Source organism: Caballeronia sp. LZ033, assembly GCF_031451265.1.
Taxonomy (GTDB): Bacteria; Pseudomonadota; Gammaproteobacteria; order Burkholderiales; family Burkholderiaceae; genus Caballeronia.
On record NZ_JARUXQ010000004.1, the window covers coordinates 53,597 to 65,507 of the forward strand.

The following is an 11,911-nucleotide window of genomic DNA, read 5'->3' on the forward strand; positions in this document are numbered from 1 at the left end:
ATTTCCTTCGGTTGAATGTGGACTTCCGCGGAAGTGTGCGGCGTCGTGTGCGCGACGTGAATTGGGGTTGCCGTGGGTAAGGCGGCGGCAACCCGGCGCATCAGACGAGGCCGGTCAGGTAGTAGACCGTGATGACGAAGAACACGGCGAGCGTCTTGATGATCGTCACCGCGAAGATATCGCGATACGACTCGCGGTGCGTCAGTCCGGTCACCGCCAGCAGTGTGATGACCGCGCCGTTATGCGGCAGGGTGTCCATGCCGCCGGACGCCATCGCCACGACGCGGTGCAGCACTTCGAGCGGAATGTGCGCGGCCTGCGCGCCGGCGATGAACGTATCGGACATCGCGGCCAGCGCGATGCTCATGCCGCCCGACGCGGAACCTGTGATGCCCGCGAGCGCGCTCACCGAAATCGCTGCGTTGACGAGCGGGTTCGGGATGCTCTTGAGCGCATCGGACACGACCAGAAAGCCCGGCAACGCCGCGATCACGCCGCCGAAGCCGTATTCGGAGGCCGTGTTCATCGCGGCGAGCAGCGCGCCCGCGACCGCCGCGCGCGTGCCCACGGCGAAACGCTCTTTCACCCGACCGAACGCGGTCAGCAGCACGAGCACGATGCCGAGCAGCAGCGCGCCTTCGACGGCCCAGATCGCGACGACGGTCTTGACCGCCGTCGTGACGGGCGCGTGGATGCCGGGCAGCACCTCAGGCGCGACCGTGTAGCTTGCGCCGTACCACGTGGGAATCCACTTGGTCAGCGCGAAGTTGGCCACGCCGACGAGGATCAGCGGCGCGATGGCCAGCATCGGATTGGGCAGCGAGGTCGACTCGACGCGTTCCGGTTCATTCACGAGCGACGTGCCGTAGCCTTCGCCCTTGGCCATCGCCGAGCGGCGGCGCCATTCGAGGAACGTCAGGCCCACCACGATGATGAACACCGAGCCGATCACGCCGAGCCAGGGCGCGGCCCAGCCGGTCGTCTTGAAGAAGGTGGTCGGGATGATGTTCTGGATCTGCGGCGTGCCGGGCAGCGAGTCCATTGTGAAGGAGAAGGCGCCGAGCGCGATGGCGCCGGGCATCAGGCGCTTCGGGATATTGCTCTGGCGATACATCTCCGCCGCGAACGGATAGACCGCGAACACGACGACGAACAGCGACACGCCGCCATAGGTGAGCAGCGCGCACACAGCGACGATCACCGCATTGACGCGCGACTTGCCGATATAGCGGATCGCCGCGGCGACGATCGACTCGGAGAAGCCCGACAGTTCGATCACCTTGCCGAACACGGCGCCGAGCAGGAACACGGGGAAGTAGAGCTTGACGAAGCCGACCATCTTCTCCATGAAGATGCCGGAGAACACGGGTGCGACGGCGGCGGGATCGGTGAGCAGGACGGCCGCGAGCGCGGCGATCGGGGCGAACAGGATGACGCTGTAGCCGCGATAGGCGGCGAGCATCAGGAACGCCAGGGCGGCGAGCACGATGAGGAACGACATTGAGTCTCCGTGAATGGTTTGTTCTTGAACGTCCCGTGCGCCTTTTCTGGAAGCGCCGGAGGCCGTTTCGACGCGGGTGACGCGCCGCGCGGGCAAATGCAGCTTTCGTGCCAGATCATGCGCAGCAAGGCGGGACGCGCTTCCGGCGAGCATGCTGGCGCGCTATTTCAGGACGATGTCTCCGATTCGGGACGAATCGAAAGCTGCAATTTTCCATTCGAGGCAGCTTCATTCGTTCGAAACTAGTGTCAATGCGGATTGCGCGTCAGTCTCCGAATTGAGATAGTCAGTCTCGAAAACGAGATGAGGAGACATGCACGGCATGCGCAACGACTGGATCAACGTCCCTGCGGACTATAGCGCCGTGATGCGTCGCGCAATGGAATCGCTGTTCAAGACCTTCGAGAATCTGAGCGAAGGCACCTTCATCGTCGATGCGGACGCACGCGTCGTGTGGATCAACAAGCGCTATGCGGCGCGCTTCGGCTTCGAGGATCCGCTGGACGCCATCGGTCTCGACTGCGAAAGCGTGATCCCCAACAGCCTGATGCGCGAAGTCGTTGCGACCGGCAAGCCGATCCTGCTCGATGTGCTGGAAACCGATCGTGAGCCGCTGGTCGTCACCCGTCTGCCGCTCAAGGACGAGGCGGGCACGACCATCGGCGGGATTGGCTTTGCGTTGTTCGACGAAATGAAGGCGCTCACGCCGCTCTTCGCGCACTATGCACGCGTGCAGCAGGAACTGATCGCCACGCGGCAGTCGCTCGCGCAGGCGCGGCGGGCGAAGTACACGTTTTCGAGTTTCGTCGGCACGAGTCCGGCGAGCCTCGAAGTCAAGCGGCAGGCGCGGCGCGCGGCACTGGTCGATTCGCCTGTGTTGTTGCTAGGCGAAACCGGCACCGGCAAGGAACTGCTCGCACACGCGATTCACGGCGCCTCGACGCGCGCCGGCAAGCCGCTCGTCACGGTGAACGTCGCGGCGATTCCGGACACGCTGCTCGAAGTGGAGTTCTTCGGCGCGGCCGCCGGCGCCTACACGGGCGCGGAGCGGCGCGGACGCATCGGCAAGTTCGAACTGGCCGACGGCGGCACGCTCTTTCTCGACGAAATCGGCGACATGCCGCTGCCGCTCCAGGGCAAGCTCCTGCGCGTGCTGCAGGACAAGGAGTTCGAGCCGCTCGGCTCGAACCGCATCGTGCGGGCAGATGTTCGTATCATCGCGGCGACCTCGGCGGATTTGCCCGCGCTCGTCGCGGCGGGGCGCTTTCGCGCGGACCTGTTCTATCGTCTGAATGTATTGACCATTCACGCACCGCCACTGCGTGAACGGCTCGACGATATCGAGGCGCTCGCCTACGCCATTCTCGAAGACCTCTCGGCGGATACGCGTCCGGGGCATGTCGGCCACTTCGTGCTGCACAAGGACGGCTTGCGGCTGCTCGAGGCGTATCCGTGGCCCGGCAATGTGCGCGAACTGCGCAACACGCTTGAGCGGGCGCTGATGCTGTCGGAGTCGCAGCACATTGACGCGCGCACGCTGAGTACGTTCATCGATGCCAATCGCGTGGTGCTCGCGGCGCAGTCAGAACCCGCCGTGACGGACAATCCCGAACCGCCGCTGCTGTCCCACGCGGACGCGATGGCGGACTTCGAGCGCCGCTATCTGTCAGATGCGCTGCGCGCGAGCGGTGGACGCGTGGCGGATGCGGCGGAGCGGATCGGCATCGGGCGCGCAACGCTCTACAAGAAGATCGCGGCGCTGGGGATTGCTGTCTGAGGCTTGCCGCGCACAACTACAGGGGCGCGAAAGCTCCGCGTGGCATACTCGCGAAATCGAAAATAACGACCAAGAATCAAAGGGGTAAGGGATGAAGATCGGCACGGCAATCGGCCTTTCAGTCATGCTCGCAGGCAGTGCGTGGGCGCTCGCCGGATGCAGCAGCGCGCCGCCGCTGTTCTCCGCCGATGGACGTCCCACGCAGCAGATCCAGTGCCCCGGATACGGCGGCTGGCGCAACTGCACCGACAACGCGAAGGCGCTCTGTCCGAACGGTTACGATGTCCTCGATCAATCCACCGACAACAATCAGAACACGCTGCTCGTCGCCTGCAAGGCGGGCCAGTAAGCCTTCAGGGTTCAGTCGTGCTGCGTCTCGCGCAGCATCGTGGTGTCGTAGCCGAGCGCCTGCGTCCGCGTCATCAGCAGCCGGCGCAGTTCCGCCGATGGCTTCGCATCGCGCGTGAGAATCCACAGATAGCGTCCGCTCGGCTCGCCGACGATCGACCAGGAATAGTCGTCGGCGTGATCGAGGATCCAGTAGTCGCCGACATAGAACGGCCCGAAGAACGACACCTTCAGCTTGGTGCCGTTCGAGCCCGGCACGACCTTCGCCCGTCCTTCGGCGGAACGATAGGGGCCATCAAGCCCGCCTTGTCGACAGCCGTTGATGACCGACACGAGGCCATCTTCGCGCCGCGCATAGTTCGCCGTGACCGCTTCGCAGTTACGTTCGAAGCGGTTCTCATAGCGGGCGAACTCGTGCCAATGACCCAGGTAGCGATCGAGATCGACCGCTTTCGACGGCTCCGGAACGTGCTCGTTGCCCTTCTTGCGCGCGCCGTTCGATGCGCACGCGGCCAGCGCGCCTATACCGCCGATCAGCACGAGCGCCGCAGCGCCCCAAGCCAAGGCTTTCTTCATTGTCATGTCGCTTCAACGCGTTAAAAGTGTTCGAAAAACAGGGATGCAGCAAGCTTCGTTCCGAATCGCGATGCTCCCGAAGATCCTCACCTTTCAGGCGATTCAAACCGCTTGATGAGGTCCCGTGCGCCTCCCGCAGAGCGTGAATACGCCTGAATGTGCGGGAAAATGGCGGTTTCGGGGAGTTCGGACGATCGCGGCGGCTCACCTTTCGCGACGTCCCGAATTCCCTCACCTCAAGCCGGATGGATCGCTTGGCGCACGTCGACTCGTCCTTTTGCCCGATTGCATATCGTCACGACGAACGGCGAAGCCGGGGTCTCCGCGCTCAATTTAATGCGTTCTGAAACAGAGACTTGCATTGCGTACCTAAACATGGGAGTCAGCTTGATCGAATATTTCGATATCCGTACGGATAAAGCTGGAGTGAGTCGCCTTGGCACCGCGCCACTCACCGTTGCCGCACTCCCGCAACGTCTCACCTTTTTGACTCGCGGTATCCTCTCGCACCTTCCCGGACACGCTCGTCACCGCCTTGCTCACGCCGCTCTTCACCATCATCCTGCCCGTCTTCGGTCTGATCTTTGCCGGCTACGCGTGTCGCAAACTCAACAAGCTGGGGCCGTCGGCCGCTTCGGAACTCAATCGCTTCGTCGTCTATCTCGCGCTGCCCGCGCTGCTCTTCGACATCATGGCAAGAACGCCATGGGCCTCGCTCGACCAGCCCGCGTTCATCGCCGCGTTCGGCATCGGCTCGGCGGTCATCTTCATCGCGACACTCGTCGTCCGCCTGCTTCAGGCGCGGCCGCTCGCGGACGCGAGCATCGACGGACTCAACGCGGCGTATCCGAACAGCGGCTTCATCGGGCTGCCGCTCTGTCTGCTTGCATTCGGCGACGCGAGTCTTGCACCTGCCGTCATCGGGATGATCATGACGGTGTGCGTGTTGTTCGCCATCGCGATCGTGCTGATCGAACTGGGGCTCCAGCGCGAAAAGCATCCATGGGCGACGCTCGTCAATGTCGCGAAGTCGCTCGCGAAGAATCCCTTGCTGATCGCGCCGCTGGCGGGCGCGGTGATGAGTGGCGCCGGCGTGCATGTGCCGCAGGGCGTCGAGGCATTGCTGAAACTGCTCGGCAATGCGGCCAGTCCGGGTGCGCTCGTGGCGCTCGGCCTGTTTCTCGGCGCGAAGACCGGCGCGCACGACAAGCGGACCATCGGCGCGCTCGTCATGCTCAAGCTGATCGCGCAGCCGTTGCTGATGTGGTGGCTGGCGTTTCATGTGTTCGATCTGCCGCCGCTGTGGGCGAAGACCGCCGTGATCCTGAGCGCGCTGCCGACCGGCACGGGGCCGTTCATGCTGGCTGAGTTCTATCGGCGGGAGGGCGGCGTGACGTCGAACACGATTCTCGTCTCGACCGTCTGCTCGCTCGTCACCGTGACCGCCTGTCTGACGATGCTGCTTTAAGCCCATGCCGCAGCGCGGGCAAAAAAACGCCCGGCGCGGGTGCGTCGGGCGGAACCACCTTCTGTTCGATGGTGGAGGAGGGAGGGCTCAGACTGGCTTCCTCTGACTATGCGGCGCGAACGATCAGCGCGTGGTGTGGCCGTTGTCCGCATCGGCGCGCAGTTGCTGCGCATGGCGTTCCTGATACGGCCGCAGTTGCGGATAACTCAGGGCGTTGACGGCGTCCAGATCGCCGGCGCTGCGTGCGCTCGCCAGTTCCGCTTTGACTTCCGCGCGCGTCTTGCCACCGTATGCCGATTGCGCGAAGGCCGGAGCCGTCGCGAGCAGCGCAGACAACAGCACACCGCCGATCAACGTAGTTTTGGCGTTCCTCATGTCAACTCTCCTGATTCCGTTCCTGCGCCGGGTGACGCTTGAGGAAAAGTCTAGAAGGAAACCTATTGGACAAAAATACCGATTGAGCCAACACATTGTTGTCGAATGCGATTGAATGGCTGGCCCATGATTGTTGCGACATCAGTAACGATGAACCCGTCGCTTACGAATTTGTATGCAGAAGCTTCACAGATGGGGCTGAATCGGCCATCAAAGCGCAACCTGACGCAAACTTGATTCGACCTATCAAATGATCCCGGTTTTTGTCACATTGATTGCTTCGCAGGCGGCCTTTGCAGCAGCAGACGCCACGCGAGCAACATTCTTGCGGCGCGGATAGATCATCAGCCCGCCCCGTGCTGCGACGTCCTCTCCAGCCGGCGAGCGGTCTAATTCGCGCAATCGAATCCGCAGTTGATTCGTTTGCGCGAGGCGCTTTGTTTCGTTTGCGTATCAAAACTAAACGCGCCGTAGGCTTGCGTTCAACTTATCCACAGTTTCTGTGGATAAAGATGGGGATAGAGGGGCGCGAACCGCGTCGCAATGCGGTCCGAACTGGATTGCTCAATTCTTCGCAAAAATAGGCGCACGACGAAATCCAGGCGTTTTCAGCTTTCATGCGATCCGCCTATCATGAGGCTCGCGCGCGTCATCTTCGACCGCGCATGCGGACCGCTGAATGGGTCCGTGCCACCTACCTTTGGATCCTTTGACGGGGAGATCTCATGGCCTTGAAGATCGCGGTGATCGTAGGAAGCCTGCGGCGCGAGTCGTTCAACAAGCAGCTCGCGCACGCACTCGTATCACTTGCACCGGACGATTTCTCATTCGAGTTTCTCGATATCGGCAGCCTGCCGCTGTACAGCCAGGACTACGACAGCGATTACCCCGAGCCCGCGCGCGCGTTCAAGCAGAGGATTGCGGAAGCCGACGGGCTGTTGATCGTCACGCCCGAATACAACCGCTCGATGCCCGGCGTGCTGAAGAATGCGCTCGACTGGGGCTCGCGGCCGTGGGGCCACAGCGTGTGGGGCGGCAAGCCGGGCGCGATCATCGGGACCTCGGTGGGGGCGATCGGCACGGCGATCGCGCAGTCGCATCTGCGCGGCGTGTGCGCCTACCTCGACATCGCGCTGATGAACCAGCCGGAGATGTACATCAAGCACGATGACAAGCGCATCGATGCCAGCGGAAAAATCCTCGCGGACGACACGCGCCAGTATCTGCAAAGCTTCGTGGACAAGTATGTCGCGTGGGTGCGCGAGCGCGCGGCGGCTTGATGGCGGACGCGCGCCGACCGTTCGGCGGATAAAAAAATCGGCCCGCTTGCGCGGGCCGATTGTCTTTTCGCAGGAACGGGATTCAAACGTGATGGTGTCCCGTCACACGATACCAGCCATGACGCACTGCGGCCTTGAAGCGCTCCCACGTGTGGCCTTCCGGATGCCGGCTTTCCCAGTCGCGCTGCATCTCATATTCCATCTGATCGTCCCACGCGCGGCTGCGGAAACGATCGTCGTTGCCGAGCATCGCGCCATAGCGGTATGCGCCCTGATAGTCCTCGTACGGCTCGCCGGTCGCCATGTATTTCGCGTCGTAGTCCGCGCGGAAATCCTCCTCATATTCCATGTACTCGTTCGGCACGCTCGGAGGCACTGCCGATCCGCCCGGACCGACCGGGCCGGCGGCCTGCGTTCCAGCCGAGGCGATGACCGGATCCGGCGACGATCCCACCGCGCGCGCCGCGCCGGCTTGATACGGCGCGGCCGGTTCGTCGAGCGGGCTCAACGGCTCGACCGAGCGCCATTCGGATCCTGTGTCGGTGCGCACGCCAGGCAACGGCTCGCGCGAAGTTGCCGGCGGAACGGCGCCGGTCGTGCTCAGCGGATCGCGACCAGCGAGGGCATCGCGTTCGGACAGCGAGTCACTTCCCAGTCCACCGGTCGTCCCGGTCAGCGGCTCAGTGGCGCTGCGCATCGACTGGCTCTGTGTCTGCGACGACACCTGACGTCCCAGCAACGGATCGTCTGCGGGATCGCTGACGTAATCGCGTGGCGCCACTGCGGCGGCGTCGCGACGCGTCAGCGGGTCGCCCAAAGGATCCGCGAGCGGATCCAGCAGCGGTTCCGCGGCCTGATCCGAAGCATCCGTGCGCGGGTAGGCGCGCGCGCCCGACCAAGTCATGCTCGGATCATTCACCGGCTCGCGTCCCGGCACGGCGCTGCCACGTCCCAGACCAAGTTCGTCGAGCACCGAGTGATCGCGCTCGTCTTCAGCGCGTAGTGGCGCATCCGTCCCGCCGTGTTCGAGCGTAGTCCAGCTTGCGGCGCGTTCGTCGATGTCGATTGCACCCTGATCCGTCAGCGTCGCCCGCGCGATGTCGGCCTGCTCGACGCTGGGCGTATCCACTGCCACCAGCACCGCGCCGCGTCGCACGGCTTCCGAGTAATGCGCCACCTCGGGCGGCTGATCGCGGCCGCCGAACAGCATGCTGAAAAAGCGCTCGATGCTCGCAAGCATGCCGGGTTGCTCGTGGGTTTCGGCGTCGGGCAAGTCGGAGGGCGCGGCGGCGTCGTCGCGTTTCGGATTGGCCTGGAGTTCGATGTCGGCGCGCGCAAAGCCGGCGGTCATGAGGGCCGAGCGTGCATCCTCGGCTTGCGCGTAGGTGTCGAAAACTCCGATAACGGTGTGTCGCATGTGCGCCTCCTGAGGATGGGCGAAAGGTCGTACCGGCGGAAGAGTGCCGCCGCACATGGAGACGATCACGCAACTCGCGTGCCGGATGCCTGCGCATTGAGAACCGCCCGGCGAGCGCCTGGCAGCGGGCGCGGCTTTTACAATGTCGTGTGCAAAAAGTCGACTTTGGAGACGTGCTTCAACGATCGACGGACCGCACATCCCACTCGCCGGCAGAGGAAAGATCCACGCCCTGCGTGCGGGCGCGGATCGCGCGCAGCAGCGAATCCAGCAAGGCGATGTCGAAGGGCTTCGACAGCACGCGCGCGCCCACCTGCCGCGCGCGGTCCAGTTCCTCGGCGTAGCCGGTGACGAGAATCACCGGAAGCTGCGGTTCGAAACGTTGCAACCGTTCCGCCAGGTCGATGCCATTCATCTGCCCCGGCATGTGGATGTCGGACAGCACGACGTCGAAGGGAAAATCAGCGGGCGTCTGCGTGCGCGCGGCGTCGAGCACGGTCACGGCGGTATCGGCGTTGAAGACGTAGGTGACCTGGTGGCCCATCATCGTCAGCAGCGCCTCGGTGCCGGCCGCGACCTCCTCGTTGTCCTCGACCAGCAGCACGCGCAAACCCTCCGCTTCCGCCGCGACCGCCGCCTGTCCCGGAACCGGCCCGCCCTGCGCGGCCGCCGCGGCGCGCGGCAGGAACAGGCGCACGGACGTGCCCGCGCCGATCGCGCTGTCGATCGTCGCCAAACCGCCCGCGCGTTCGCAAAACGCAAAGACCTGCGGCAGCCCGAGCCCCGTGCCCATGCCCTTCGGCTTGGTGGTGAAGAGCGGCTCGAACGCGCGCCCGAGCACCTCGGCGCTCATGCCGACGCCGGTGTCGTCCAGCGCCAGCCGCGTGAAGTCGCCGGTGATCGGAAAGCCGTCTTCGTGGCGGAACTGCACGTTGTCCGCGCGCACGGTGAAGGTGCCGCCGTTCGGCATGGCATCGCGCGCATTCACCGCGACGTTGATCAGCGCCAGCTCCAGCTCGGCCGGATCGACACGGACAGGCCAGACGTCCGGCGCGACATCGACGTTCAACGCCACCTTCGCGCCGAGCGAGGCGCGCAGCAGCTCGCGCACCGACGGCACCCATTTGCCGAGCGTGATCGTCTCGCTGCGCAACGGCTGCTTGCGTGCGACGCCGAGCAACTGCCGCGTCAGCGACTGGCCGCTCTTCAGCGCCCGTTCCATGGCCGTGAGTTCGCGGTCGAGCCCGGGTGCGCCGCGCCGCCGCGCGATCTGCACATTGGTCGAGACGATCATCAGCAGATTATTGAAGTCGTGCGCCACGCTGCCGACGAGATTGCCGAGCGCTTCCATCTTGCGCGCCTGACGGTAGGCGGATTCGATCGAGCGGCGCATCGACGCTTCCGCCTGCCAGCGTTCCCACGCTTCCTCCTCGATGGCGAGTCGTCGCAGCGATTGCGCGATCACGCCCCACAGGACGATGCAGGGCGCGAAGATCGACAGCGCGAGCACGCTGAGATGGCTGTACCAGTCGGACCAGATGGTCGCGACGGGAAAGCCGCTCGACACATACAGCGGATAGTTGCCGATCCGGCGGAACGCGACGATTTTCAGCTGGTTGTCGAGTCCCGACACCATCCGCACGACGCCGCTGCGGAGTCCCGCGCGATAGGCATCGCGCAGCGGCGAGGCGGGCGCGAGCGACATGCGGTCGGGCGGACGCGGCGGATACCACGCGAGCACTTCGCCGTCCGTGCGCGCGAGGCCGAGCGACACACTCGGATTCTCGCCGATCAGCTCGCGATAAAAATCGGAGAAATAGGCCGGACGCAGCGCGATCGACACCATGCCGTCGAACTTGCCCGCCGGCGTGGTGCGCGCAACGGCCGTATTGAAGACCTGTTCGCCCGCAACGCGTCCCGTCATCACGCGGGAAATCTGCGCGAGCTGCTGCCCCGCACGCACGCCGGTGAAGTCGTCGCGGGTCGCGACGGAGATGTCGGGCGTGGGAAACGTGCGGCTGGTCGCGAGCAGGGCGCCGTCGGCCCCGAACACCGACGCCGCGGCCACTTGCGGATACGCCCCGGCGATCCCTTTCAAGCGCTGATGCAGGACGGCGCCATCGCGGCGGATGGCGCCGGCGTCGAGGTCGTCGAGCAGATCGACGATGCGCGCATTGAGCGTGACATTGAGGTCGAATACCTTGAGCGCGTGCTCCTCGGCGACGCGGGCGGTGCGGGTGACGAGTTCGGAAGCGTTGGCGACGCGCTCGTGATAGCTGGTCCACGCGATGACCGCGACATAGACGCACGGCAGCACGATGGCGGCGACCAGCAGCGCGTACAGCGTCATGCGCTGCGCGGCGAAGTTGCGCTCAGGAATCGCCGGCAGCGGCGATTCGTCCTGCCGCGTGTCGGCGGCAGGTCCGGCGTCGGACTCGTCACGTTGCAACGTCATTTTTGGCAGCGAGTTGGAAACTTTACCCGGGCAAGAGGCGCCCAGGTGTCGTGCAAGCGGGCAGAACGGCCGTCACACCGTCGTTTCGACGGCCCAACCACGAGAAGCATGCACGAAACATGCCGCGGGTGCCCCGCACTTGTACAGGTCAGAAGCCGACAGCCATGAATCGGCCGGCAACTTAGCGAGATTATGGGCAGCGCAAACGTACACAAAAGTCACAACTTCACGTCATTACTACCGTATGAGATGAATCATCTCATACAAGTTCAACTTGTACCGATATAATCCTCGCCGCGCTATCCGCCGAGTTGCTTTGACATTCTGATAGTCAGACAATGCAATCCTCCGACGTATTCGCCATCAGAGCGTCTCGGAGAACAAGCAGCCTCGCGGCGCGTACGGGGGAAGCAACGGGCTCGAAAGGCGGAAGCCGCCGAGCCACGCGACCAGACGAGGGACAAAAGGCCACGGTCCGTCCACCAGCCGGATCATGCAGGGGGCAGGCAACATGACGCCGTTCGAGACCCACACCGCCGCGCGCCCCATGCACATGGCCGCTGCGCCGCGCACGCCTGCCGGCTGGCGCGCTTACGCCCATATGCGGCGCGCCTGGCTCATCGCCGACGACCTCTCCCGCCGACAGCGTTCCTCCGGCCGCCGCGCCAGGGCCTGCGCATCTGTCAATCCATGAAGTGCCTTCTTAAAGATCGC

At 64.3% G+C, this 11,911-nt stretch carries 9 protein-coding genes; 4 read left to right on the forward strand and 5 right to left on the reverse strand.

The genetic code is table 11. The features are described from left to right. Positions 1-100: 100 nt before the first annotated feature. Positions 101-1,501, reverse strand: a complete 1,401-nt coding sequence (locus QCE62_RS27630; RefSeq protein ID WP_309925466.1) for a GntP family permease — start codon at positions 1,499-1,501, stop codon at positions 101-103. 322 nt (positions 1,502-1,823) lie between these two features. Between QCE62_RS27630 and QCE62_RS27635 the strand changes: the two genes are divergently transcribed. Then, positions 1,824-3,278, forward strand: a complete 1,455-nt coding sequence (locus tag QCE62_RS27635) for a sigma 54-interacting transcriptional regulator (RefSeq protein ID WP_309927468.1) — start codon at positions 1,824-1,826, stop codon at positions 3,276-3,278. A gap of 91 nt (positions 3,279-3,369) precedes the next feature. Continuing rightward, positions 3,370-3,627, forward strand: coding sequence for a hypothetical protein (locus tag QCE62_RS27640; protein WP_404987497.1), 258 nt, complete (start codon positions 3,370-3,372; stop codon positions 3,625-3,627). A gap of 11 nt (positions 3,628-3,638) precedes the next feature. Here QCE62_RS27640 and QCE62_RS27645 read toward each other — a convergent pair whose 3' ends face one another. Continuing rightward, entirely contained in the window at positions 3,639-4,202 is a 564-nt protein-coding gene (locus QCE62_RS27645) for a lipocalin family protein (protein WP_404987498.1), read from the reverse strand. 535 nt (positions 4,203-4,737) lie between these two features. Between QCE62_RS27645 and QCE62_RS27650 the strand changes: the two genes are divergently transcribed. Then, complete coding sequence (locus tag QCE62_RS27650) at positions 4,738-5,670, forward strand: AEC family transporter (RefSeq protein ID WP_309925470.1); 933 nt, start codon at positions 4,738-4,740, stop codon at positions 5,668-5,670. A 123-nt stretch (positions 5,671-5,793) separates the two neighbouring features. On the opposite strand, the gene QCE62_RS27655 is transcribed toward QCE62_RS27650, so the two are convergent. Beyond that, the gene (locus QCE62_RS27655) at positions 5,794-6,045 is read right to left on the reverse strand and encodes a DUF4148 domain-containing protein (protein WP_309925472.1); all 252 of its coding nucleotides are present in this window, start codon (positions 6,043-6,045) and stop codon (positions 5,794-5,796) included. A gap of 725 nt (positions 6,046-6,770) precedes the next feature. On the opposite strand from QCE62_RS27655, the gene QCE62_RS27660 reads away from it, so the two are divergent. Next, positions 6,771-7,325 (forward strand): NADPH-dependent FMN reductase, encoded by a 555-nt coding sequence (locus QCE62_RS27660; protein ID WP_309925474.1) that lies wholly within the window; start codon positions 6,771-6,773, stop codon positions 7,323-7,325. Positions 7,326-7,407: 82 nt separating this feature from the next. On the opposite strand, the gene QCE62_RS27665 is transcribed toward QCE62_RS27660, so the two are convergent. Both QCE62_RS27665 and QCE62_RS27670 read right to left on the reverse strand, forming a co-directional pair. Beyond that, the gene (locus tag QCE62_RS27665; RefSeq protein WP_309925476.1) at positions 7,408-8,742 is read right to left on the reverse strand and encodes a hypothetical protein; all 1,335 of its coding nucleotides are present in this window, start codon (positions 8,740-8,742) and stop codon (positions 7,408-7,410) included. A gap of 178 nt (positions 8,743-8,920) precedes the next feature. Next, positions 8,921-11,197, reverse strand: a complete 2,277-nt coding sequence (locus QCE62_RS27670) for a response regulator (protein ID WP_309925478.1) — start codon at positions 11,195-11,197, stop codon at positions 8,921-8,923. Between the last annotated feature and the right edge of the window lie 714 nt (positions 11,198-11,911).

What these genes read in the sequence shown, in the direction of transcription:
- QCE62_RS27630 (WP_309925466.1), bottom strand. Translation starts at nt 1,501, where the DNA reads ATGTCGTTCCTCATCGTGCTCGCCGCCCTGGCGTTCCTGATGCTCGCC.
- QCE62_RS27635 (WP_309927468.1), top strand. Translation starts at nt 1,824, where the DNA reads ATGCGCAACGACTGGATCAACGTCCCTGCGGACTATAGCGCCGTGATG.
- QCE62_RS27640 (WP_404987497.1), top strand. Translation starts at nt 3,370, where the DNA reads ATGAAGATCGGCACGGCAATCGGCCTTTCAGTCATGCTCGCAGGCAGT.
- QCE62_RS27645 (WP_404987498.1), bottom strand. Translation starts at nt 4,202, where the DNA reads ATGAAGAAAGCCTTGGCTTGGGGCGCTGCGGCGCTCGTGCTGATCGGC.
- QCE62_RS27655 (WP_309925472.1), bottom strand. Translation starts at nt 6,045, where the DNA reads ATGAGGAACGCCAAAACTACGTTGATCGGCGGTGTGCTGTTGTCTGCG.
- QCE62_RS27660 (WP_309925474.1), top strand. Translation starts at nt 6,771, where the DNA reads ATGGCCTTGAAGATCGCGGTGATCGTAGGAAGCCTGCGGCGCGAGTCG.
- QCE62_RS27665 (WP_309925476.1), bottom strand. Translation starts at nt 8,742, where the DNA reads ATGCGACACACCGTTATCGGAGTTTTCGACACCTACGCGCAAGCCGAG.
- QCE62_RS27670 (WP_309925478.1), bottom strand. Translation starts at nt 11,197, where the DNA reads ATGACGTTGCAACGTGACGAGTCCGACGCCGGACCTGCCGCCGACACG.